The organism is Ureibacillus sp. 179-F W5.1 NHS, from assembly GCF_045369345.1.
In the GTDB taxonomy this organism is placed as follows: domain Bacteria; phylum Bacillota; class Bacilli; order Bacillales_A; family Planococcaceae; genus Ureibacillus; species Ureibacillus halotolerans.
Map to the genome: position 1 here is coordinate 12,811 of NZ_JBIQFG010000031.1, position 25,404 is coordinate 38,214.

General features: G+C 34.7%; 22 protein-coding genes and 1 pseudogene. 16 read left to right on the top strand and 7 right to left on the bottom strand.

Going from position 1 to position 25,404, the window contains the following annotated elements; translation table 11 throughout:
* Positions 1 to 76: 76 nt before the first annotated feature.
* From ACH0B5_RS13070 to ACH0B5_RS13100, 7 genes are all read left to right on the top strand, one after another.
* Complete coding sequence (locus ACH0B5_RS13070) at positions 77 to 1,471, top strand: L-cystine transporter (protein ID WP_191708804.1); 1,395 nt, start codon at positions 77 to 79, stop codon at positions 1,469 to 1,471.
* A 261-nt stretch (positions 1,472 to 1,732) separates the two neighbouring features.
* Positions 1,733 to 2,827, top strand: coding sequence for a methyl-accepting chemotaxis protein (locus ACH0B5_RS13075; RefSeq protein ID WP_341362713.1), 1,095 nt, complete (start codon positions 1,733 to 1,735; stop codon positions 2,825 to 2,827).
* Positions 2,828 to 2,849: 22 nt separating this feature from the next.
* Entirely contained in the window at positions 2,850 to 4,040 is a 1,191-nt protein-coding gene (locus tag ACH0B5_RS13080; RefSeq protein ID WP_406927925.1) for a phenylacetate--CoA ligase family protein, read from the top strand.
* Positions 4,041 to 4,141: 101 nt separating this feature from the next.
* Entirely contained in the window at positions 4,142 to 4,771 is a 630-nt protein-coding gene (locus ACH0B5_RS13085; protein WP_406927926.1) for a TetR/AcrR family transcriptional regulator, read from the top strand.
* A 214-nt stretch (positions 4,772 to 4,985) separates the two neighbouring features.
* Positions 4,986 to 5,474: a GNAT family N-acetyltransferase gene (locus ACH0B5_RS13090; protein WP_341362710.1), complete on the top strand. Its 489-nt coding sequence runs from the start codon at positions 4,986 to 4,988 to the stop codon at positions 5,472 to 5,474.
* A gap of 16 nt (positions 5,475 to 5,490) precedes the next feature.
* Entirely contained in the window at positions 5,491 to 6,033 is a 543-nt protein-coding gene (locus ACH0B5_RS13095; protein WP_406927927.1) for a TlpA family protein disulfide reductase, read from the top strand.
* Positions 6,034 to 6,118: 85 nt separating this feature from the next.
* Positions 6,119 to 6,355 (top strand): small acid-soluble spore protein Tlp, encoded by a 237-nt coding sequence (locus ACH0B5_RS13100; RefSeq protein WP_122973474.1) that lies wholly within the window; start codon positions 6,119 to 6,121, stop codon positions 6,353 to 6,355.
* 129 nt (positions 6,356 to 6,484) lie between these two features.
* Here ACH0B5_RS13100 and ACH0B5_RS13105 read toward each other — a convergent pair whose 3' ends face one another.
* The 6 genes and pseudogenes from ACH0B5_RS13105 to ACH0B5_RS13130 form a co-directional block, all read right to left on the bottom strand.
* On the bottom strand, positions 6,485 to 6,685 hold the full coding sequence (locus ACH0B5_RS13105) for a spore coat protein (RefSeq protein WP_122973475.1): 201 nt from the start codon (positions 6,683 to 6,685) through the stop codon (positions 6,485 to 6,487).
* 372 nt (positions 6,686 to 7,057) lie between these two features.
* Positions 7,058 to 7,489, bottom strand: coding sequence for a spore coat protein (locus ACH0B5_RS13110; RefSeq protein WP_122973476.1), 432 nt, complete (start codon positions 7,487 to 7,489; stop codon positions 7,058 to 7,060).
* A 33-nt stretch (positions 7,490 to 7,522) separates the two neighbouring features.
* Positions 7,523 to 7,915, bottom strand: coding sequence for a spore coat protein (locus tag ACH0B5_RS13115; protein ID WP_241559386.1), 393 nt, complete (start codon positions 7,913 to 7,915; stop codon positions 7,523 to 7,525).
* Positions 7,916 to 7,917: 2 nt separating this feature from the next.
* The gene (locus tag ACH0B5_RS13120) at positions 7,918 to 8,067 is read right to left on the bottom strand and encodes a hypothetical protein (RefSeq protein WP_406927928.1); all 150 of its coding nucleotides are present in this window, start codon (positions 8,065 to 8,067) and stop codon (positions 7,918 to 7,920) included.
* A gap of 522 nt (positions 8,068 to 8,589) precedes the next feature.
* Positions 8,590 to 8,886 (bottom strand): annotated as a pseudogene (locus ACH0B5_RS13125) (bacterial transcriptional activator domain-containing protein); the annotation flags it as partial.
* 15 nt (positions 8,887 to 8,901) lie between these two features.
* Complete coding sequence (locus ACH0B5_RS13130) at positions 8,902 to 9,711, bottom strand: response regulator (RefSeq protein ID WP_406927929.1); 810 nt, start codon at positions 9,709 to 9,711, stop codon at positions 8,902 to 8,904.
* A 115-nt stretch (positions 9,712 to 9,826) separates the two neighbouring features.
* Here ACH0B5_RS13130 and ACH0B5_RS13135 point away from each other — a divergent pair, with 115 nt between their 5' ends.
* The 8 genes from ACH0B5_RS13135 (at position 9,827) to ACH0B5_RS13170 (ending at position 22,939) form a co-directional block, all read left to right on the top strand.
* On the top strand, positions 9,827 to 10,393 hold the full coding sequence (locus ACH0B5_RS13135) for a GGDEF domain-containing protein (RefSeq protein WP_122973419.1): 567 nt from the start codon (positions 9,827 to 9,829) through the stop codon (positions 10,391 to 10,393).
* A 265-nt stretch (positions 10,394 to 10,658) separates the two neighbouring features.
* The gene (locus tag ACH0B5_RS13140; RefSeq protein WP_406927930.1) at positions 10,659 to 13,691 is read left to right on the top strand and encodes a hybrid sensor histidine kinase/response regulator; all 3,033 of its coding nucleotides are present in this window, start codon (positions 10,659 to 10,661) and stop codon (positions 13,689 to 13,691) included.
* Positions 13,692 to 13,824: 133 nt separating this feature from the next.
* Positions 13,825 to 14,655, top strand: a complete 831-nt coding sequence (locus ACH0B5_RS13145) for a response regulator (protein ID WP_341362704.1) — start codon at positions 13,825 to 13,827, stop codon at positions 14,653 to 14,655.
* Positions 14,652 to 15,701, top strand: coding sequence for a HEAT repeat domain-containing protein (locus tag ACH0B5_RS13150; protein ID WP_341362703.1), 1,050 nt, complete (start codon positions 14,652 to 14,654; stop codon positions 15,699 to 15,701). The genes ACH0B5_RS13145 and ACH0B5_RS13150 overlap by 4 nt, the downstream gene beginning before the upstream one ends.
* The gene (locus ACH0B5_RS13155; protein WP_122973415.1) at positions 15,689 to 17,116 is read left to right on the top strand and encodes a glycosyltransferase family 2 protein; all 1,428 of its coding nucleotides are present in this window, start codon (positions 15,689 to 15,691) and stop codon (positions 17,114 to 17,116) included. Before ACH0B5_RS13150 ends, ACH0B5_RS13155 begins: the two co-directional genes overlap by 13 nt.
* Entirely contained in the window at positions 17,113 to 20,277 is a 3,165-nt protein-coding gene (locus ACH0B5_RS13160) for a glycoside hydrolase family 113 protein (protein ID WP_406927931.1), read from the top strand. Before ACH0B5_RS13155 ends, ACH0B5_RS13160 begins: the two co-directional genes overlap by 4 nt.
* 503 nt (positions 20,278 to 20,780) lie before the next feature.
* Positions 20,781 to 22,196 carry an alanine/glycine:cation symporter family protein gene (locus ACH0B5_RS13165; protein WP_406927932.1) on the top strand — a complete coding sequence of 472 codons (1,416 nt, stop codon included), beginning with the start codon at positions 20,781 to 20,783 and terminating at the stop codon, positions 22,194 to 22,196.
* A 227-nt stretch (positions 22,197 to 22,423) separates the two neighbouring features.
* Positions 22,424 to 22,939: a YehS family protein gene (locus ACH0B5_RS13170; RefSeq protein WP_406927933.1), complete on the top strand. Its 516-nt coding sequence runs from the start codon at positions 22,424 to 22,426 to the stop codon at positions 22,937 to 22,939.
* A 65-nt stretch (positions 22,940 to 23,004) separates the two neighbouring features.
* On the opposite strand, the gene sstT is transcribed toward ACH0B5_RS13170, so the two are convergent.
* Positions 23,005 to 24,225: a serine/threonine transporter SstT gene (sstT, locus tag ACH0B5_RS13175; protein WP_406927934.1), complete on the bottom strand. Its 1,221-nt coding sequence runs from the start codon at positions 24,223 to 24,225 to the stop codon at positions 23,005 to 23,007.
* A gap of 314 nt (positions 24,226 to 24,539) precedes the next feature.
* Between sstT and ACH0B5_RS13180 the strand changes: the two genes are divergently transcribed.
* Complete coding sequence (locus tag ACH0B5_RS13180) at positions 24,540 to 25,268, top strand: alpha/beta fold hydrolase (RefSeq protein WP_406927935.1); 729 nt, start codon at positions 24,540 to 24,542, stop codon at positions 25,266 to 25,268.
* The last annotated feature ends 136 nt before the right edge of the window (positions 25,269 to 25,404 follow it).

The following is a 25,404-nucleotide window of genomic DNA, read 5'->3' on the forward strand; positions in this document are numbered from 1 at the left end:
TTACCAATCGGTTTTTATGTATTATAGTTAATAATTGTTCATTATAATTCTAAAACTTTTTAAGGAGGAAACGATTTTGAATACGTTTTTGGTAATCGTTAATATCGCTATTTTAATAGCAATCATTGTCGGTTTATATATAATGCAAAAGAAACACGTGAAATTTTCAAAACGTGTTTTTGCAGGGCTTGGTTTAGGTATCGTATTTGGTTTCATTATGAATCTGATTTATGGTACAACATCAGAGGTCACTTCAACGACAATCCAATGGTTTAACATTGTTGGTTCTGGTTATGTTGGGTTATTACAAATGGTTGTCATGCCATTAGTATTTATCTCAATTATTGGAGCATTTACAAAAGTAAGTCTTTCAAAAAATCTAGGTAAAATTAGTGCTTACGGTATCGGGATTTTATTACTGACAACTGGGATTGCAGCGGCAGTCGGCATTGGTTCTGCCATTGGCTTTGGTTTAGAAGGGATTGAATTACAAGCAGGAGATGCGGAAAATGCACGTAATGCGGAATTGACAGAACGTGTGGCAACGGTTGAAGATATGACAATTCCTGAACAAATTCTTTCTTTCATTCCAACTAATCCGTTTGCAGATTTAGCTGGATCTCGTTCAACATCAACAATTGCTGTTGTTATTTTTGCATCATTTATTGGGATTGCATACTTAGGGATTAAACGTAAGCAACCAGAACAAGCTGAGTTGTTCAAAAAAATTGTGGATGCTTTTTACGCTATCATTATGCGTGTTGTTACTTTAATTTTACGTATTACTCCGTACGGGGTATTAGCTTTAATGGCAAAAGTCGCTGCGACAAGTGATTTTGAAGCGATTGTGAATTTAGGTAAATTCGTTATTGCTTCCTATGTAGCACTTATTGTTATGTTCTTAATACACTTAATCTTTATTAGTCTAGCAAAATTAAGTCCAAAAACTTATGTGAAAAAAGGGTTACCTGCTTTAACTTTTGCATTTACATCTCGTTCAAGCGCTGGTACATTACCTCTTAATATTAAAACACAAACGGATGGGTACGGTGTATCGGAAGGGGTAGCGAACTTTGTTGGGCCATTCAGTTTAACAATCGGACAAAACGGATGTGCAGGGATTTATCCTGCCATGTTAGCCGTAATGGTCGCACCAACTGTCGGCATTAATCCATTAGATCCAAGTTTTATCATTACTTTAATCGCAGTTGTTATCATCAGTTCATTTGGTGTAGCAGGTGTAGGTGGTGGAGCAACATTTGCTTCATTAATCGTACTTTCTGTATTGAACCTTCCTGTAGCGATCGTCGGTTTATTAATTTCTGTTGAACCGCTGATTGATATGGGCCGTACAGCATTAAACGTAAGTGGAAGTATGACATCTGGTATTTTAACAAGTAAAATAACAGGCGAATTTGATGAAAAAGTATATAACAATAAAGCTGGATTAGATGAAGCAGTTGAATCTTAATTTGAAGACTATTAATCTAGTATGAAAATCAGTAAAAAAGCGAGTTCCTCTATAGGAATTCGCTTTTTTGTGTTGTGCAACGTAAGTTTGTGAATAAATTAGTTCTTTTTATTTAGATTATGATTCTTTTGTTTTATTAAAATTAAATGAAAACTAATCAAATGGGTAAAAAGGCACGTGAAAATATACACATTACCGAATTATAATAAAAAATAACAGTTAACAAAAATTTCTTAAATTTTAATAAAAAGGAGATGTACTATGTCAAAAACATTAAACAGTCTTTGGATTTTGCTTTTACTCATTCCCAATGCACTATTATTGGGTAGTTTATTGACTCAACCAATCAATATTTTAGTTATTGCTTCCATTTTAACTTCTATTATTCTCTTATTGATTCTTCGAACGCAGATGAAAGGCATCGCTAAACAGAGTGAAACTCAAATAGAAGAACCAAATGATTCGTCTAAAGTAAAATCCATTAACTCAACTGAACCTGAAGCAATGGAATTAATGGAAGCGCTATTACCTAACCTCGAAAATTTCCAATCTAAACTGGCAGAGCTCGCAGTTTACGCTGAAAGATCTGAGATGGGTGCGTTAAAACAGGCAGAAAATGTTGAAAATAATACGAAAACGATGTTAGAAATTTCAAGCGGTATTGAGCAAATTGCAAAAAGCGCCCAAATTGTAGCGAGCACATCCCAGGAAACGAACGAGACAAGCTCTCAAGGGTATGAATCACTGGAAGTTGTAACAGCTCAAATGAATGCTATCAATAAGTCGGTAAATAACTTATCTCAAGTAATCAGTGATTTATCCCGATACTCAAAAGAAATTGGTAATATTGTTGGAACGATTACCGATATTTCCAACCAAACGAATTTACTAGCATTAAATGCAGCGATTGAAGCAGCAAGAGCTGGGGAACATGGTAAAGGCTTTGCAGTCGTAGCAGATGAAGTAAGAAAATTATCAGAAGAAGTGAAAGATTCGTCCAATGAAATTTCAAAAATCGTCTCTTCTATACAAGATACGATTGATCAATCCGTTTCTTATATGAATGAAGGGCAAGATACAGTCATGAATGGAATTACTGTCGTTTCAGATGTAAAAGAGAAATTTAGTTTAATTCAAGGAAAAATTACAGCAGTGTCTGATCAAATTAATGAAGTTTCAGCTGCAGTACAACAACTATCGGCAGGATCAGAGGAAATTACAAATAACGTGGAGATAACAAAACAATTCCAAGAATCTGGTGTCGCTGTCATCCAGAAACTAAATCGCCTTATTAAAGAAATGACGAAAGATGTAGAGCAGTTCAATTTTGCAACAAAAGATATGGTTAAGCATTAATAGTGAGAAGGAGGATGTTTTCGTGAATAATAGGGAATTGATTAATTGCGCAAATCAAAGTAAGTTTTATCAACAGAAACTTTTACATGTTAACACGGAACTATGGGAGTCCATTCCGTTTACAACGAAAAAAGAATTAAGAGAAGTAGATGAATATGACTTATTAGGTGTAGATCGTTCGCAAATTGCTACTTATCATGAAACAAGTGGAACATCTGGTAAACCATCTCCTAGCTGGTTTTCACATAACGATACTTTACAAGAGGCAAAATTATTAATGGACTCAGACTTGCAATTATCGGAAAACGATCTTATTTTAAATCGTTTCCCATTTGCTATTGCATTACCAGCATTTATCCTTTATTGGACAGCAAGGGAAGCAAAGGCTGGGTTTATTTCAGCTGATCAATGGAATTTAGCTGCTCCAATATCCCGCGTAGTCGAAATTTTACAAAAAACAAAACCTTCGATTCTCGCAATTGGTTCCAACGAAGCGATTAGACTTTATCACGTGGCGAAGGCAATGGGTGTTCAATTTCCTTTAGCAAATTTACGTGCATTAATCGTAGCGGGAGAATTAGTTTCACCATCTAGAAGAAAATATATTGAACAATTATTCGGAGTACCTGTACATATGCTGTTCGGTAGTACAGAAACGGGTTCCTTGTTCCTTTCTTGTAAAGAAGGTCATTTCCATTTAACCCATCCAAAAGTAAAATTTGAAGTGGTTGATGAACAAGGTCAAGTATTACCTTTCAATGAAAAAGGTTATTGTGTTCTATCAACAGCACGAGAAGGAATGCCACTTTTACGTTACTTTAATGAAGATATAATCGAAATTCAAGAAGACCATACTTGCAGTTGTGGTAATGAAACTCCTGTACTGATTCATTATGGAAGGGAAATTGAAAGTATAACGGTTCATGGAAATACATTTAGCTTTTACGATATACAGGAAGCTATCTATACGTTAAATGAAATTCCTTTCCAATGGCAACTTCAGCAAATTGATCAAACCGTGACGTTCTTCTTGCAATATACGAAAATTGTAGATGTATCGAGTATTTCGAAAGAGCTTTCTGACAAACTAGGATTGGAAGTTCTAGTGGAATTAAGCGAGCTTTATCCGATTGAAAACTATATTCAAAAGCCGAAACATACGAAAACAACGTATATTGAAAAAATCTGTACAGATCTTTTAGCGGCGGAATAATATTCTTAAGGGCATGTTTTGAACAATTCGTTCATCCCATGCTCTTTTATTTTGGGGATATAGCCATTGTAGTTTTCGTACAACTGTACTAAAATTTAAACATGAGTACAAAAAATAATTCCAATAATAAAAAAGAAAAGTCTTTTATCGAGAAAGCTCGTAGAAATCAAATTGTGGAATGTGCGATTGAAACGATTGCAGAACTTGGTTATGCCCAAGCATCGGTAAGCAAAATTGCAAAACGGGCAAATATTAGTAAAGGGGTTATTACCTATCACTTTGCTAGTAAGGAAGAGTTATTAGAGCAAGTCGTCATTGATTATTACAATGCTTGTTTAGCCTATATTAATCCACAATTTGATTCTCACCTCTCTCCAAAAGAAATGTTATCGAAATACATTGAGGCAAATTTACATTTTATAAGTAAAAATGGAAAGCATGTATTTGCTGTCATTGAAATTGTGGCTAACGAGCGAACGGAAGATGGAAAACTACGCTTTGTAGGCGAATTGGATGAAAGAATTTTTCAACCAATTGAAAAGATTCTATTTTTAGGAATGGAGGATGGCACTTTCCGGGAGTTTACGCCTTTCTCAGCTAGAGTGATGGCAGTAACGATTCGAAACGTTATTGACGGATTTTGTATTGAGTTAATGAGAAACCCTGAAACTAACATTAATGACTATGTAAATGAGTTCGTTAAAATATTTGAATTGGCAACACGAAGTTAAATAGGAGAGGGTAGATGGGCGTGAATTTCTATGAGGTGACTTGTTTAAGTTGCAAACAAAAATATAAAGTATATGAAGGATCTAAGCAATATAAAGACGTTAAAGAAAGAAAAAGCAACTTATTTTGCTGCGAAGATTGTGGCCATAAAATCCGGATGGAAGCTATTAAAAACTTTTTAAATAAAATGAGGTAAGTTAATTGAGGTGATGAAGTATGAATGTCGTTGCAATAAATGAACTGTCTAAAGAAAAAGTAATCGAATTTTTTAAAGAACATTGGGGAAGTCCTCAAATGGTCATTTCAACAGGAATTTATGATTGTAGTACATTAGACGGCTTCGCGGTTTTAAAAGAAGATAAAATTATCGGTTTAATCACTTATGATATACAAAACGGTGAGTGTGAGATTATCTCATTAGATAGTGTCGAAGAAGGGAAAGGAATAGGTTCCGCCCTAGTTCAAGAAGTAGAACGACTTGCTTTGAATAAAAATTGTAACGTCCTTAAGCTCGTTACAACGAATGATAATTTATTAGCTTTAAAGTTTTATCAAAAGCGCGGATTTATTTTATCTCAAATTTTCAATAATGCCGTAGAGAAGGCAAGAAAACTGAAACCTGAGATTCCCCTTATAGGAAATGACGGCATTCCTATTCGAGATGAAATTGAACTGAAGAAATTTTTGAATGGTTCTTCATTATGAATAGGGGCATAAGCAATTGAATATTCAACGAATAAGAATTATCTTAATATTTTCAGCTTTATGTATTATTTTACTAATTGGCATTTTAGTGAAGAAGGATATTACAAAAGATACGGATTTTAATCCAATGATAACGACGGCTATGGAAACAGTAAAGGTAGACTACAATACTCCTTTAACTAAGTTAGATAAGTCTGTTACAACGTTAGAAGAATACAGAGGTAAGGTTCTAATTATTAATTTTTGGGCATCTTGGTGTGGACCGTGTCAACAAGAGGCACCTCATTTAAAAGCATTTTATGACAATATGCCTGATAATGTTGAGCTATTAGCAATCAATATCACTTCATCTGAGATTCGTAAAAATATCGAGAAATTTATAGATTTATACGATTTAAAATTCCCAATCTTTTTAGACCTAGACAAGTCCCTTGAGAAATCCTTTAAGGTACTCACTTATCCAACAACTATTATTGTGGATGCAAATGGAATATTGAAGTATACAATAAAAGGACCAATAAATGAAAAACAATTAAAAAAACTTGTTACAAATCTTTAGTTGAAATTTATGTTCCTATTGACTGATTTGAATAGATAGATAAAAGTTACCCAAACTACTTTAAAACAGTATTTGGAGGAACACGATGACAAACGAAAAACAACCAAAACGAGACAATCGCTTTAATAATGTGGAACGTCTTCATGACATGATCGAAAACACCGAAAGAAAACTTCATGAAGCAGAAGTGAGTATGGAATTTGCAAGTCCAGAAGAACGGGAAATGTTGAAACAAAAAAATGAGCGCCGTAAACAATCGATTGAAGCGATGAATGCAGAAATGAAGGAAGAAATGGAAGCTCGTAAAAAAGGTAAGATATAGAGGAGGAATTCTGGGAAAGTTATTCATTTTTTTAAAAAGAATTTAAGGGAAAATACCCTCTAAAGTGATTGTTAAACATTTTAGAGGGTATTTAATTTATAAAGAATAGATGATTTATCTTCATTCTTATTAATTATTCTTTTTTGTAGTAGATTGGTTAACGAAACCGTCGACTTGCGATTTTAAATCTTCTACTAGTTCTTTTAGTGATTGTTTTTGTTCATCTGTTAATTTACTTTTAGTGTTCTCTAGATTAACACCATTTTTTCGGAGAACTTCACTAACTAGTAGGTCAACAACTTTGTTAGGAATTGCATTTGGATCCTTCATACGTATCACTCCTTAACATTAAGTAGCTCTAAATAGCATATGCAACGATTAGTTAAGAGGAAACGAAAGATTATTAGTTCCTCTTCGTGTTTTTCATAAAATTTAAGTATTATCCAAAAAACTTATGGTAAATTTTGATGCAAAAAATAATATCCCACGCAACATAAATGATTCGTATGTTACGTGGAAAAACTTCTCTCCCCATAAAAAATCGACTAATAAATAGGTTCCGATGATCATAAAATTGCCTATTTTGTTGTTGGGAAATGTTTTGTTTAGTACATAACCTAGTGATTAGCTTTAGGATATATTTAGAAGATTTCTCATGAGTTTTATATATTTCTATTTATCCGAGCTATTTTAGTGTCAATACTATAAGATATCTAATTTAGCAACAAGCGCTAGAAGAATTTGTAGCATTGCTTGGATATTCACTGATACATCAGTGTCAGTTGTGTTCACTGTAACATTTTTAGATGTTTCGATAATCGTTTTTTGAGTATTGCGTTGTTTTGTTTTCATGAACTGCAATAGATCTTGTGTAACAGCATTGCCTTGATCATCGTCACCGATTGTAATACTAATTACAATAGCAATTGCTGCTTGGATAGCTAGTTGTAAAGATATTGCAACTTGAGTATCTGTTGTATTAACATTAACACCTTCTGAATCCTTTACAATAATCCATTCAAAAGATTGTTGTGTCGTATTCATGACTTGATCGGCATTTTGCGCTGTATCGGAATCGATATTGCTGCTGTTATCGTCACAATGATCTAATGCTCTCCACTTTTTTTCTCCCATTCTTCTCACCTCTTTCACCCTAAAATTTAAAGATTAAAGAACATCTAATTTCACTACTAGTGATACAAGCACTTGTAACAATGCTTGAATATTCACAGAAAGGTCTGTATCAGATGTTGTAATCGAAACATCTTTAGAATTTTCGATGTAAACTTTTTGTTTGTTTGTCTGTTCACTATCTAACTTCTGGAAGAGTTCTTGCGCTACAGCTCGACCTTCTATAGAATCACCAAGAGAAATGCTGATTACTAAAGCAATTGCAAGTTGTAAACCAACTTGAAGAGAAATTGCGGCTTGTGTATCATTTGTATCAACTGTAATGTTGCAGGAATCTTTAATCCAGATTAATTCGTCAGAAGTTTGTTCTACTAACATAACTTGATCAAAATTTTGTGCAACTGTAGCGTTTGGAAGTGTGCTTCCCATCATCATTTCATTGTTAAAATTGAACCCGTTGTTACAGCTGCTGCTACTACTACTGCTACTGCTACTACTACTGCTACTGCTACTACTGCTGCTACTCTCCTCCATCGAATGATTAGGGGAACTGCATCGTCTACAGCGATGTCTATCCTCAAAATTTTTCTGACTACAATTTGAACATCTCCAACGTTTCACCTAATATTCTCCTCCTTTCCTGAAAAATCACCAAGTTTCTCCACTTGACACTAATAGAATATGGACTTATAAAAATTTGATATAGTTGATTATCTTATATTTGAAAAAAACTTTATGAATTAATAGGAAGAAAGCCTATTTTGATTTGGGAAGGGAAATATTTTAGACATTTTTACTTGGAAAAATTGAAATGAACGGGAAAGGGGAAATCTATTCTTTCCATTGTATTCAGCGTAACTACTAAACGTCTCATGCAATCACACAATGACAAAGAAATAATTTATTAATGAAACATTTTTTTAAATAAAAAAGGATTCGTCCTAATTCAAGAACTAATCCACGAATAACTGGACTATGTAAATAAAAAGTCAACTAATGATAGGTAGTTGACTTTGAATGGGAACTTTCCTTTTGAATAAAGAGGGTTTTTGTTTAAAGGGGGATATTAGGTATACGAAAGAGTTGGTTAGCAGGGAAAAGTACTAAAGGTCGCCTTGTTTTAAAAGGGTGTAAATTTGACTTGTTTCTTTCTCTGGAAAAATACCAAGGTCTTCACATAATGATTGTTTAAATGATTCATATAAATGAAGAGCATCTGCACGCATACCCAGGCGAATATAGACCTTCATTAACCGAACTACTGCGGATTCTGAATAAGGATTAAACTGCAGAATTTTTTGAAGCACAGTAATGTATTTAGTATCTAAATGTTCTTGTTCGTAGTAATCAGCTAAACTGTAAAGGGTGGAAATAAATTTCCCTGAAAGTTCATTCGCTTTTACCCGTGCCCACTCTTACCCTTCTTCCTCTAAATATTCTCCATTATATAAAAGAATATTCCTTTCAATAGTATCTATATTTTTTGAAGAAACAACAGTTGGCATATGTTCAAAAACGACCGCATCACACCAGGCTTGTTCCAGATGAAGCGTATAGTGCTGTCCGGCAAAAGACAGAGTGTGATTTGGATGGAAAGATTCAAGCATTTTTCTTATGTATGAAATACATGTGTGAAGATGTATTTTTGCTTTTTTATAGTCGTGGTTTTCCCATAGTTTGTCGATTAATAAATCTCTGTGAATGGGTGTATCTAAATGCATTAAGAAAAAAGCGAATAATTCCTTTATTTTAGCTGACTTCCAAAGAACCGGTTCGCCATTGAAAGATAAAGATAGTTGCTTAAAACATCGGATTTCCAAGGATGGGAGAGTGGAATGATCCATTGATTCACTAAGATGTTCTTCTTCCAGTCGTTCATGAATACGATTAATCGTTTTATTAAGTCTTTCTTTTAATACGGGTTTTAATAAATAATCCGTTGTTTCAAGTTCAAAAGCTTGTATGGCATAGTCACGATGTGCCGTAACAAACACTACTTGAACAGTAGGATTTTCTTCATGGATTAAGGCGGCTAAATCCATTCCGCTAATACCCGGCATTTGAATATCTAAAAAAGCCGTATTAAAAGATATGTTTTTTAAATCTGAAATTAAAGTATAAGCATCTGTATAAGCGCCGATTATTTCAACCCCAATATCTGCTAGCCGTTTTTTCATAAGTTCAATTGAAAGCGGCTCATCATCTGCTATAATAGCGCGAATCATCTTGTTCTCACCCCGATTTTTTCTATATATTTCTTATTTTAAGAGAAAAGAAAGAATTTTGTAAGATGTAACAGCTAGAATATGAAGATATTGTAATAAAAGTAGGGGGAACGATATGGATAGGGTCTATTTACATCCTATTGAATTGATTGGTGATGAAGTAGAAGCAGATAGATGGAAATATTTAGCCTTACATCATGAACTAACAGAGTTGCCAAATAGACAAATGCTTTATATGTCGATTGAAGCTTATATGCAAATGGCCCAAGAAAGTAAAACAAATCTTGCAGTCGTATTTGTTGATTTAAATAAGTTTAAAAAAATTAATGATATATTCGGACATTTTGTAGGGGATGCCATTTTAAAAGATGTTGCAGCACGTCTTTTGACATTATCGAACAATGGGATACATGCTTTTCATTTTAGTGGAGATGAATTTGTTCTTATTATTGAACAAGCAGATTATTTAGATGAAAAGATCAAACAATTAATAGAAGTATTTGACACCCCTTTTTCTGTTGAAAATAATCAATTACATTTAGGCGCAAGTATAGGAATAAGCTTGTTTCCGGAACATAGTCAAAATGCCAATGAATTAATTGAGTATGCAGATCGTGCAATGTATAGAGCGAAGTCAAAATCCACAATAGAAAAAATGTATAGTCTTTACGATGGCAAATAAAAGAATGGAAACTATTCAATATAGTAATTTTGTAAGAGTTTTGTAAGGACTTTAGTCGGCCAACGTAATGACCGGCATATTGGAAACGGTTATCTTTACTGTTACAATATGTTGAGATGAGTAACGAAAATAAAGTTTTTTCTAGCAAAATATCGATATGAATGATAGATATTTATCATGAATCGAAATTGTTGAATAGAATCTATCGATTGACAGTTTTTCTTTTAAATGGGAAGTAACTTATTGTATTGGAGTAAATAAACGAATGAAAAGTAAGAAAAAATGGCTGATAATCCTTAGTTTTATCATACTTTTAACAAGTTTTCGATTAGCTTGGTTGTTTTATTATAACGATCCCGATCGACCAAAGGCTGAGGATGGTGTTTTAGATATAAGATCAGCCGATTTAATGAGTGAAGTAATGCCAGTAAACGGAGAATGGGCTTTTTATCCAGATAAGTTTGTAAATCCAAATCAACTTTCAGATGAAGGAGATGCTACACCAATCCGTGTACCATCGGATTGGAGAAGTGTCGACCAAAATGAACAGGAAAGTTCGTTTGGACATGGAACATATCATTTGCGAATCATTACTAATCCTAATGATTCAAATATGTATCGGCTTCGGTTTATGGGAATTAGTACTGCATCTCGAGTTTATATAAATGGTGAAGAAGTGGGTGAACTCGGAAAAGTAGGTGCGAATAAAGCTACCTCTGAGCCTAATGAAATGCCATTTTCAGTTAACGCTCAACCAGCTGCGGGTAAAATTGATATCGTAATACAAGTCTCTAATTTTGATCATATAAAACGGGGAGGAATTGGACGTACCATTTATTTTGGTGGAGTTAATGCAGTTGAAGCCCATGAGCATTTTAGTATGGGGTTACAATTGATTGGCTTTGCGGTTCTGTTTTTCCACGGAATTTATATTTTAGTTCTTTATTTATTTGTTTTTAAACAAAAAAAGCTACTTTTATTTGCTGGTGCAGTGTTCAGCATGGCCGTTTCTATCATATTCGATGATGATCAACTCATTCGTGTAATTTGGCCAGAAATTGGTTTTGAAGAAAGAATAAAACTTACTCTTTTATTTTATGCTTCGGCTTACATATTAAGTGTATTTTATTTAAAAACTCTTGTGAAGGATCAGTTTAATCGAACATTTAAATTATTTAGTGCAGTTTCTATTTTTTACATAATCGCTATACTTTGCTTAGACTATAATGAGTTTAATTACATTTTATCGCCTATTTATTCGATATTAATGCTTACACCGGCCGTTTTAATTCCATTAATTTTCAATAAAAAAATCTCTATTAAGACACCATATTCTATTTATTTAGTATTTACAGTGATTGCCATTTCATCTAGTACATTTTGGGGTTCTATTAAAGGTCGAGTATTAGAAATAGGTATTCCGTTTTATCCATTTGACTTACTAATTGCTGTCGTGTGCTTTGCATTGTACTGGTTTAAAACTTTTTATCACACATCCGAGGAAAGAAAAGAACTCAATGAAAAACTCCAACGGGATGATAAACGAAAAGACGATTTCTTAGTGAATACGTCTCATGAACTTCGAAATCCGTTACATGCGATGATGAACATCGCTCAAACATTATTACGGGAACCGTTGCCAGAAGATACAAAAGAACGGGTAAGAATGATGGAATCCGTTGCACGAAACATGTCTCATACGTTAAATGACCTAACGGATCTTTCTACCCTTAAGGAAGGAAAAGTTCATTTAACTCTACAGCCTGTCCATTTGCACGGGATTGTCGAATATGTTTTTAACTTGCTAAAGTATTCAAAAGAAGGAAGACCTGTTGAATTGATTAATGATATTCCATCTTCTTTCCCAACTGTAAAGGCGGATGAAAACAGAACGATTCAAATTGTCTTTAATCTTGTTCAAAATGCATTAAAGTTTACGGAAGATGGCTTAATTGCCGTATCAGCAGAAGAGAAAGATGGTAAGGCGATTATTACGATAAAAGATACAGGAATTGGAATGGATGAGGAATTGCAAAAACGGATCTTCCAACCGTATGAACAGGCGGATTCAAGCATTACTTCTTCAAGGGGAGGACTTGGGCTTGGTTTAAGCATTTGTGCCCAGTTAGTCGAGTTACATGGAGGAGAAATATTTGTTACATCTTCTCCTGGAGTAGGTTCTTCCTTTTCGTTCTCCTTACCAATTAGTCATGAACAAGGTGAGCGTCAAATTATCTTTAATGAAGGAATACCTGATATAGTTCAAGAGCACCAAGATGCTCTGGAAAGTGATGTTCATGTGTTACTAGTAGATGATGACCCAGTCAACTTAAAGGTTGTCAGTAGCATATTAGAGAAGGAAGGTTATTCCGTCAAGGCATGCCTTGGTGCAGAAGAAGCGTTACAACAGCTATATAGCGAAAAATGGAGTATTGTAGTATCGGATGTCATGATGCCAAAAATGTCTGGATACGAATTGACTTCAAGAATAAGGGAAGTTTTTTCTATGTTAGAATTGCCCGTATTACTTTTAACTGCTAGAAGTCGTGTAGAAGACATACAAGCTGGTTTCCAAGCGGGGGCAAATGATTATGTGAAGAAGCCGGTTGAACAGGCAGAACTACTTGCTAGAGTATCATCTCTAATTCAGCTGAAAACATCCTTATATAAACAGACACAGACGGAAGCGGCTCTGCTCCAAGCTCAAATACAGCCCCATTTCTTGTTTAATACACTAAATGCCATTATTGCTTTAAGTGAGATTGATCCTGATAAAATGAGTACGCTGTTATATGAGTTTGGAAACTATTTGCAAAAAAGTTTTGATGCAGGTAATTTACAGGATGCTATTTTCATTGAAAATGAATTAGAACTGGTGAAGTCTTATCTATTTATTGAACAGCAACGCTTTGGTAGCCGTTTATCTGTTCATTGGAATGTAGATAGTGAATGCCTACATGCAAAAGTTCCGCCCCTTTCCATTCAAACGTTAGTTGAAAATGCAGTCCGTCATGGCATGTCAGAACATCAACCAGTATTAACAGTAAGTATTTCCATTGTGAAAAAAGATGACAATGTGGAAGTTAAAATAGTAGATGATGGGAAAGGTGTTCATTCCCATGTGTTGGAGAAAAAGTTATCGAATTCAAATAAAGGTCTTGGTTTAACGAATACAAATAAACGTCTTATCCATTTAAGTGGTAAAGGATTGATTATTGAAAGTGTTCCAGGATGTGGTACGACTGTAACATTTAACGTAGCAGTCCCTTATAAAAGTTTAGAAGAAGTAACAAAATAAATTTTTTCACTTGAGGGGAGGGGTGCTCTATTGTGAGCTCTCCTATGACCCTCCATAATATATTGGTAAATTATTCAATAAAAGTAACTAAAAGTTAACATTGAAAAATATGTAGAAAAGGAATGTAAATACAATGACAACAGTTACATCTGTATTTAATGAAAGAGAAGTACGTCCATTTTTTGAGATGGTTAAAGCGTCTATTCACCGTTCACGTCAACCATTTACAATTCTTTTATTAAAAATTCATGAAAAACTTGATGCGCGTACCTATGAAGCGATTCGTGATTTTCTTGCAAATGAAATTCGTTTAACGGATGTCCTATTTCAAGTAGATCAGCAAAATACTTGGGGACTTTTGTTAACTCAAAGTGGTGCCAATGAAGCTTCCGCCCTACTTAATCGATTAGAGTCCCGTAAACCAATTATTAGTGAACCTTTCACGGCCTGTATGATTGAAATTCGAAATGAATCAGCGGAATTTAACGAAATAGTGGAAAAGGGGTTGGAAGCTGTTCAACTGCCTGGTGTACATCGAGTACGTGATTTTGAAGAGAGAAAAATAGAACAAATTAAAGTAAGTATTCTTGAAGAAAATTCGATGTTCAGAAAAGTTCTTGCTACGACAATTAAATCTATACATCTTGATGGAATGAAACTGGATCTTCAAGTTTTTGAGGATGGTCAAGCCTTTTTAGAATCGGATTGGATTAAATCAGCCCATATGCACATCGTTATTTTAAATGATATTTTGCCAAGGCGGAACGGACTCGATATTTTACATACGCTTCGACAAATGCCAAATCAACAAAAATTCATCGTCTTTATGATGACGAGTAATCAATCAGAAGAAGAAATGATTCGTTCCTATGAGAAAGGTGTAGATGGATTTTTCATAAAACCAATTAATATTCGTTTATTTGAAGCGCAAATAAAACGAACTTGTAAGGGGTTATGGAGATGAACGACGCAATAATCACTGTTTTTTGGTTAATCGTTGTTTGCATCATTAGTTTCATTCTATTAAGCTTGCATCTTCTTTGGAAAAAAAGCCAAGAAGAGCATCGTAGAACGACTATAGATCACTATAAAAACAAAACAGAATCAGCTTGGTATGACTACTTCATTAATGATGGTGAACTTATTGAATCTTTTATACCAAAGCAACGAGAGGAAATCATAGGGTATGAGGAATTGGCAAATGTATATGTTACTAGTTTGACTGCAACTCATACAGCTGAGAAGTTACATTATATTGCCACTCAATATTTACATGATTACTATAAAAAATTATTGAACAGTTCTCGGAGAAGTAACCGTTTAAACGCTTTAGCACGAATAGAGGATTACGGAAATATAGAGGTGCTAAAGGAGTGTAAATGGGTTCAGAAGGAGGAAAAGGAGAAGGAAGAGTGTATTTTACTCCTCTCTATTTACTCCAAATATGATGAATCGACTTTTAAACAGCTACTCTTTCAGTATCAATCGATTCTAACAGAATTTGATTGCCGAATATTGTTTAATCGCCTTTCTTTTTCCGTTTTAACTTCTTTTTTTGCTCATTTTAATGAATTCGAATCCCATTTAAAATATGCCCTAATTGACACGGTATCGAACAAGCATACATTTGAGGCTATTCCATATCTTTTAGAGCTAGTTCATGATGATGATAAAGAAATACGTATTCGTGTAGCAAAGGCAATTTATGATTTGGGCATTGAGGAAGAAGCATTTTGTGTAGAGCTATCTGAATCAGCGACTTGGGAAGAAAGGTTAATGGCAGCCAAATTGGCTCGATATGTGAAATTTAGCAAAAGCAAACCTATCCTTTTCCGTTTATTGGAGGACATGGAGTGGCGAGTAAGGGTACAGGCAGCTCAAACGATTGCCCGACATAATGAAGGAAGAGCTTCCCTTGAAACATACATAATGACAGCTACTGATAATTATGCCATTGAAGCCGCTCAAGAAGTTCTAAGAAAAGAAGGTGATTGGTCATGGATTGGATAATCGATGGGATTATGTTGTTCTTTGGTAAATTTATAATTGTCTACAGTGTAATTGCCATTGGAATTTATGTAATCATGCTTTTTTTAGCAATACGTCATTTAAGAAAACAATATTTAATGAAAAAAATGGTGATCGATGAAGAGTATTTAGATTCCTTTCAAACAAAGCCGGTTTCTATTCTTGTACCGGCATTTAATGAAGAAATAGGAATTATTAATAGCATACATTCCTTATTATCCCTTCGTTATCCGGATAAAGAGATTATCGTTATTAACGATGGTTCAACAGATAGAACAAAGGAAATAGTAATCGATTATTTCCAAATGAAGCCGGTTGAAAAAGTATACCGTCCCCATATTTCTACGAAAAGGATTATAAATATTTATCAATCAACGATACATCCATCTTTATGGCTGATAGATAAAGAAAATGGTGGTAAAGCGGATGCGTTAAATGCCGGAATGAATGTATCAAGATTCCCCTATTTCTGTTCAGTAGATGGTGATTCAATACTTGAGCCAACAGCCTTACAAAGAGTAATGAAGCCAATTTTACAATCAGGCGGCAAAGTAATTGCTGCAGGAGGAAACATTCGAGTTGCCAATGGTACTGATATATCAATGGGTGCCATTAGGAAAACGATAATTTCGAACAGGCCACTTGTTGTCATGCAAATTGTAGAGTATTTAAGGGCATTTTTAATGGGACGTATTGCATTTAGCCGTTTCAATATGATGTTAATTATTTCCGGGGCATTTAGTGTTTTTTCAAAGGAATGGGCAATAAAAGTAGGCGGATATTCGGTCGATACGATCGGTGAAGATATGGAGATTATCGTTAAGTTACATCGTCTCATTCGCGAAGGGAAGGCAGATAAACGAATAGAATTTGTTGCGGAGCCAGTTTGTTGGACAGAAGTTCCTCAAACAGTTGGTATGTTGAGAAATCAACGTAGAAGATGGCATCAAGGGTTGATTGAAAGTTTATGGAAGCATAAGTCCATGACTTTCAATCCGAAATATGGTTCCCTCGGGTTCGTTTCTTTCCCTTATTTTTGGGTAATTGAATGTTTTGGACCGGTGATTGAGTTAGGTGGTTATATATATGTCATCGTTGCTTTATTGATGGGTAATACATATTCAGAATTCGCCATCTTATCGATTCTATTATTTATATTGTATGGATCCATCTTATCTATGATGACTCTCATCTTAGAAGCGTGGAGTATGAATCGGTATCCAACACTTCGAGAGTTAATGCACATATCCTCTGTAGCTTTAACTGAACTTGTTTGGTATCGTCCATTAACATTATTTTGGAGATGTGAAGGAATTATTCGTTTTATGATTCGAAGACACGACTGGGGAAGTATGGAGCGAGTTGGTATTTCAGAAAAGGAGTCTAGACAGCAATGAAAAGAGTATATATTGGCATAGCTGTTTTTTTAGTTCTACTTATTGCACCGGTTGCAATCTGGTTTTTAGATAAGGGAAATGAGCTCTCTGTCGCGATCATCGATAAAACCGTTGCCAAAACCGATTACAGGGAACATGAAGGCATAACGTGGCTACTAAATTATGAAAAGTTTAAGAAAGAAAATTCTAGTTATGCGGAATCGGAGGACTATTACGGATATTCTCCGGAAAAAGAGGAATCTGCTCGTGCTTTACCTGATGATTATCATGATTACGATGTTATTTATTTAGCCGATACATACGGGGTTTATGATGAGGATTTTAACGATACAAAAGAAATTCATGGATCAAAATCAGATAAAGTTTACGGAGGACTTGAGATGGAAGAATGGGAGACCATTGCCCAACGTTTAACTTCCGATGAAAAAAGTGTATTGATCGCAGAATATAATACTTTTGCTTCACCTACAAATGCTGAAGTAAGAGGAGCCGTTACCGATTATTTAGGTTTAGAATGGGACGGATGGACAGGCAGATACTTCTCTGATTTAAGTCTTTCGGGGATGGAAATGCCCCAATGGGTGAAAGAGGAATATAGTGAAAACTGGCCATATAAAGGTGCTGGCTTTTTATTAGTAAATGACATAACGAACCAAGTAGAAGTACTTGAGTTAGATAAACACGTGTCAGAAGAAGGAATTCGGTTAACGTTTACTGAACAAGGAAAGGAACAGTTTGACCTTTCAGAAAGTCCAGAGTACCAATATTGGTTTGATATTGTTACACCGAAAAACGGAGCTGTTTCATTAGCAAACTACGACTGGTCTTTAACTGATGAAGGGAAGAAAAAGCTAAAGGAGCTTGGTATTCCAGAGGAGTTTGCGGCTATAGTAGAACGTTCCTATGATCAATCGAAAAGCTACTATTTTGCTGGTGATTACAACGACGTAAAAGGTTTACCACCTTTCTATCAAATGAGAGGATTAGCATCTATTTATAAACTTTTAAAACAAAACGATGAATCTGCATTTTACTGGTCTGTTTATGTTCCGGTGATGGAAGAGATACTGAATCGTTTTGAAGAAATGGAATCCGCTGTATCGAAAAAGGACAATCTTCAATATACATCCAGAATTAATGAAAATAGTTTAGAAGTAAAAGTCGATGGCAAGTGGCAACCCGTTACTATTAAAGGGGTTAACTTAGGAATGGGGAAACCAGGTGCAAGCCCTGGAGAAGCCGCGATTAAAGAAGAGGAATATTATCGTTGGTTTGAATCGATTGCCGATATGAATGCGAATATGATTCGTGTTTATACGATTCATCCGCCAGGCTTTTACAATGCGTTAAAACGATTTAATGAAGCTAGTGATAAAAAATTATATGTTTTACACGGCGCTTGGATTAATGAAGAGGAAGAAGAAAATGGTTTGAAAAAATCATTGGATGCCTATGAGGAGGAAAATTTAGCAGACTTCCAACATGAAATGAAAACGATGGTAGACGTTGTTCATGGTAATGCTGTTCTTGAGAAAAGACCAGGGCATGCATCCGGTGTTTACCAAGCAGACGTATCAGAGTACATCGCCGGCTGGTTGATAGGGATTGAGTGGTACCCTAAAATGGTTCAAGGAACAAATGATCAGCATGTGGATATTGGGGAATATGATGGCAAATTTTTCTATACTGAAGAAGCATCCCCCTTTGAGCATTGGATAGCCGAACAAATGGATTATATATTAAATTATGAATTTGAAACGTATAATTGGATTAGACCAATGAGCTTCACCAATTGGATAACAACCGATCTACTTGAACATCCATATGAGCCAAGTGAAGAAGAGGATATGGTAAGTGTTAATCCAAATGTTATTTATACAAAAGGGGAAGCGGAACAAACAGGTCAATTTGCTTCATATCATGTATACCCATATTATCCTGACTTTTTAAATTATGATGAAAGATTATTAAATTTTGTGGATCATAGAGGCAATAAAAACAGTTATGCCGGTTATTTAGCAGATCTTCATGCTGCCCATCGTCTACCGGTTTTAATTGCTGAATTTGGTGTTCCTTCTTCCCGTGGCTTAACCCATGAAAATCCATACGGGTGGAATCAAGGATTTTTAAATGAACAACAACAGGGCAAAATATTAAAAAGTTTGTTTGAAGATATTATGGCTGAAAATTTAATGGGTGGATTGTTATTTACTTGGCAGGATGAATGGTTTAAGCGTACATGGAATACTGTTGATTATGATAATCCGGACCGTCGTCCATATTGGTCAAATGTACAAACGAGTGAGCAAAATTATGGTTTACTTAGCTTCGACCGATTGAAAATTAAGGTTGACGGTGATGTAAGTGATTGGGATACAAAAGCCCTTTATGATGGAGAGACAACTTTTACCGTTGATTATGATGAACGCTATTTGTATATAAAATTAGAAGGTCAAAATTTAAAAGATAACACTCCACATATTTTATTTGATGTCGTAGGAAATCAAGGGAATACGAAGGTGGAACAATGGCCAAGTCTATCGATTCAGAACGGTGTTGATTTCATGGCAACCGTTAGTCGAAATCAACAGGAATCTCGTATGGAAATTGACCCTTATTACGATTTATATACTTATATGTATGGAAAGCAAGGATTGAATTTATTAGATCCGGCTCCTTCGATACCAGTAAAAAATAGTGGTACATTCCAACCAATCGAATATATGCTAAATAGAGGTCTGGAAATTCCGAAGACTGGAGACATTATTCCGGTGAGTTCCTATGAAACGGGGAAACTTCGAGAAGGAAATGGCAATCCTGAATCAAGAGATTATGATTCTTTAGCAGACTATATGTGGAATGGAGATAAGTTAGAAATACGTATTCCATGGCTACTGCTTCAATCCAAAGACCCGAGTCAAAGAGAGTTTATCGGGGACTTACAGAAGGATGGAGGGCAAGCAACAGTTAAAGTCGAAAATATTTCCCTTGGTGTCGTATTTGAAAAAGATGGAAAAGTAACGGGCAGTATACCAGAAATGTCCGGAAATGAATTATCTCTTTTACCTTATACTTGGGATACTTGGAACGAACCTCGATATAGTGAACGATTGAAAAAATCGTATTATATTATGAAAGATGCATTCGGAAAAGTAGAATAAAATACTTAACCAAAAGTAAAGGATTAGTCTCTTTTAAATGGGGGGACTAATTCTTTTTTTATTAATTTTTAGTTTTTTTAAAAATTAAAAAATATTCAATATATAATGTTTTTTGACTTTAGAGTACATTTTTTATCTTTTGTAAAGTGCCATTAAACCCGTTAGAAATCCTTGTTTCTCTAAGTGTAATAATTTATATCGGAAATGAATAAAAATGCTACTCTTTACTTATTTATTGCTATCCTGTTATAATTTTTAATGTTGTGTGTAAATTTATCTCTTAGTAAAACTCCAAAAGTTGTTTTGAAAAAGCAATTTTTCGCCTTTTATCTGTTTTTTTAAAAGAGAGATTGCTCCCTTTTAGATAGATTGAAAGAAATATTTTAAAGCATTTTAATTTTAGGTGAATTCTGTTTGACACCTTTGTAAAAATGAATTGAACAACTATAAAATTCTTTTTTAAGAATTTTTAATTGGTAGTAACGAATGAAGGAGGGAAATGTATGGATTGGTTTGGTAGTCTATTAGGCGATGTAAACAATTTTTTATATTCTAGGTTATTAATTATTTTATTAGTAGGAGCAGGATTATTTTTCACGTTTAAAACAAAGTTTATTCAGTTCCGTTTAATTCCGGATATGTTTAAATTACTTACAGAAAAATCCCCAAAGGATAAGTCAGGTAAAAAAGGTGTTTCTTCTTTCCAAGCGTTTACTATCTCTGCAGCTTCTCGTATTGGGACGGGGAACATAGCCGGGGTAGCGACGGCGGTTGCTCTTGGTGGTCCTGGAGCTGTATTTTGGATGTGGATGATCGCTTTAATTGGTGGGGCATCTGCTTTAATTGAAAGTACGTTAGCCCAAGTTTATAAAGTAAAAGACGGCAGTATGTATCGTGGTGGCCCTGCCTACTATATGGAAAAGGGTTTGAAAAAACGGTGGATGGGTGTTCTTTTTGCCATCGTTATTACACTAACTTATGGTTTTGTGTTTAACGCTGTACAAGCAAATACAATTACAATTGCATTTGAAGAAAGTTTCGGTACAAATCGTGTAGTTGTCGGTGTTATACTTTCCGCTTTAACGGCTGTTATCGTTTTTGGTGGGTTAAAACGAATTGTAAGTGTGACTCAAATTATTGTACCAGTAATGGCAATTGCATATATTGGCATTGCTTTACTTGTTGTTATTTTAAATATTACTGAACTACCGAATGTTTTTATGCTCATTTTTAAATCGGCCTTCGGATTAGAAGAGGCATTTGCCGGAATTATAGGGGCAGCTGTATTGCAAGGGGTTAAACGTGGTTTATTCTCCAATGAAGCAGGTATAGGTTCTGCTCCAAATGCAGCAGCAACTGCCGATGTATCACACCCGGTTAAACAAGGGTTAATCCAAACATTAGGTGTATTTATTGATACACTGCTCGTTTGTACTTCAACTGCTGCGATCGTATTACTTAGTGATGCCTATCTTAAATCAGATGCTGCGTCTGTAAATTTAACACAAGTTTCTTTAGTGAGTAATTTAGGTGATTGGGCAGGAATCTTTTTAGCAATAGCGGTCTTCTTATTTGCGTATAGTACGGTGATAGGGAACTACTATTATGGTGAAACAAATATCGGGTTTATTAAAGAATCAAAAACCTTTTTACAAGTTTTCCGAGTTTTAGTAGTTGGCTTTGTGATGTTTGGATCTATAGCAAAAGTACAAGTTGTTTGGGATTTAGCTGATTTGTTTATGGCGATTATGGCAGTTATCAACTTAATTGCTATTCTATTATTATGGAAAGTGGCTAAACCAGTCATTAACGATTATATAGTACAACGTAAAAACGGTAAGGATCCAGTCTTCTACAAGAAAAATGTACCGAATATTGGGGACGTTGAATGTTGGGGAGACGAAGAAGAAAATCGTTAAATATATTTATTGGAAACCTGATGATCCTATAAAGATTGTCAGGTTTTCTTATATAAATACTGTACATTTTTCGTGTAAAATGATAATTTATAACAATTATTGAGAAACTAATCAAGTATACATTCATTAAGAAATTGATAATAGGTAATGTTTCATTTGTTATCGGGGGAAATATTTTTGTATGATCCCTTTTAATGAATGGGATGATGAAAAAAGGAGAATTAATCATGACAAACAACGATCTATTAATACGATTACGTTATGCATTAGATATTAAAAATACCGATATGGTGGAAATGTTCAAATTAGGTGGTTTTGATGTTTCAAAAGAAGAAGTGTTAAAAATTTTAACAAAACCAAAGCAAACGGAAGATGGAGAATATGATTTAACGCCGACGGATGAATTTACACCTTGTACGTACGAAATGTTAGAAGCATTTTTAAATGGTTTCGTAACGTTTAAACGAGGGAAACAAGAAGTAAAGCCAGGACAAGAAAAGCCGGTAGTACAAGTTTCCAGTAAAAAAGATACACCTAATAACTTATTGTTAAAGAAAGTGAAAGTAGCCTTAAGTTTAACGACTGAGGATATGATTGAGATTTTTTATGAAGCAGGCTTGAATGTATCGAAGGGTGAACTTGGTGCTATTTTAAGAAAAGCTGATCATCGAAACTATAAAGAGTGTGGAGACAATTTCACACGAAACTTCTTAAAAGGATTAACTTTCAAATATCGCGGATAAAATTTAAAACGCATAACTGCAATATTAGCAGTCATGCGTTTCTTTAAAAAAGATACTTTATATACTTAAGCAATTGGACCTTCTTTTCGTTTTTTTGCCAACTCAGCAGTGGCAGTAAATAACACGTCAGAAGATGAATTCAAGGCAGTTTCACAAGAGTCTTGTAAAACACTAATAATGAAACCGACCGCAACCACCTGCATCGCAATATCGTTTGAAATGCCTAATAAACTACAAGCAAGTGGAATTAATAATAGGGATCCACCAGCAACACCCGATGCACCAGCTGCTGAAACGGCAGATAAAAACATTAGTATAGTGGCTGTCCATATATCCACTTCAATTCCTAGTGTATTGGCAGCTGCTAATGTTAATACTGAGATTGTAACAGAGGCGCCTGCCATATTTATAGTTGCGCCTAACGGGATTGAGACGGAATACGTATCTTCATCCAACCCCAATTTTTTACATAAAGTTAAATTAACTGGAATGTTCGCTGCGGAACTCCGAGTAAAAAATGCAGTAATAGCACTTTCTTTTAATGTTTTAAATACAAGTGGATATGGATTTTCACGGGTAAAGATAAACGTAATGATTGGATTTACTACGAGTGCTACAAAGAACATACAGCCTAATAACAATATTAGAAGTTTTCCATAATCCCCCAAAGCTGAAAGACCGTTTTTAGTGATAGCTTCATAGACTAGACCCATAATTCCAAAGGGTGCTAGATCAATAACCCACTTAACTATTTTCGTAATAGCATCGGAAAAATTCCCTATCATTGTTTTTGTAGAATCGGCTGCATTCTTTAATGCAAAGCCAAGGACAATTGCCCACGTTAAAATTCCAAGATAATTCGCATTTACAATCGCGTCAATAGGGTTACTTATAAGATTAAAAAGTAAAGTTCGAATAACTTCTAATACACCTTCTGGAGGTGATATTTCTTCAGCACCAGTTGTAAGCTTCAAAGTAACGGGAAACAGGAAGCTTGCGATAACACCAACGGCCCCAGCAGAAAGCGTACCAATTGCATAAAGACCTAAAATGGATTTCATATTCGTTTTTTTGCCGCTTTTATGGCTAGAAATAGCATGCATGACTAAAATAAGAACTAAAATTGGTGCAACGGCTTTTAACGCCCCAACAAATAGGGAACCCAAAATAGAAATCCAACTTGCAGCTTCAGGAATTGTTAATGCTAAAATTACTCCGATAATAATACCGATAATGATTCGTACAACAAGGCTAATTTGATTCCACATATGTATCATGTTTTTCATGTTTTCCTCCAAGTTGTTAGTAATATTGTTAGTAGAATGGACAAATGTACTTCTCTAATGAACACTTTATTTAAAAATTAGTTTATCATGGTTATGTCCATAAAGGAATAAGTAATTATTTCATAATTATATAATTAGAAAAATAGAATCCAAGAAATCTAGTTATATAAACTTCTAAGTGAAGGAAAGGTTTTTAGATTATTTTTAATAATATAGTATTCCGGTAGATTATTAATTGTTTTAAAGGAGTTGTTTTACCAATAGGAATTTTGGGAAAAGGTAAAAAGAAGTAACGATATGGAAGGGGCATTGAAATGTTACAATATATAAGAAAAGGTACAGGTGAAGTTTTAGTATTGGTCCACGGTTTTTTAGGTGCAAAGGAGATATTTCAAGATGTAATCGAAGATCTTTCTTCCCATTATGATGTCATTGCAGTGGATTTACCGGGACATGGTTCGAGTAAACTCGAAAAAGACCGTTATACGGTATATGATTATGCACAAGCAGTTACAGAAGTGCTACAACATGAAGGAGTAACGGAAGCAACTTGGTTCGGTCATTCTTTAGGCGGTTACATTGTATTAGCAGCCCTTGAAGGAAAAGTTGCTCCGATAAAACGGGCTATTTTAGCCTACTCATACCATGGTGCTGATAATGAGGAACAAAAGGAAAAACGAACGAAACAACAGCAACAAATTCCTTTAATAGGGGTAGAACCTTTTGTTGATCAATTAATTGGGGCATTTTTTAGTAATAATGCAAAAGAAGAGCAAATTCAATTTGCTCGGCAAATTGGTTACCGTGCATCTGAAGAAGGTTTAATTGTCGCCCTTGAAGCGATGAAGTCCCGACCTAATCAACAAAACTTTGTTGACAATACAACAATGCCGATATTAGTCATTGAAGGATCAGAAGATGGCATTGTACAACCAATTCAAACAAAGAATGAAAACGTGGAAAAAGTCATAACGAAAACCGGTCATCTCGGTATGTTAGAAGACCCGAAAAGCTTTACCGAGGCTGTTAAACAATTTATGTAAATAAATAAGCAATCTCTTCCGTGAAAGGGAAGAGATTGCTTTATTAATTCTTTTAAAATCACGTGCTCTGCACGTGTGAAAATATACTTTTAGAGTGGTAATGGAGATGGAATTAAAAACTCCTCTCGATATAATG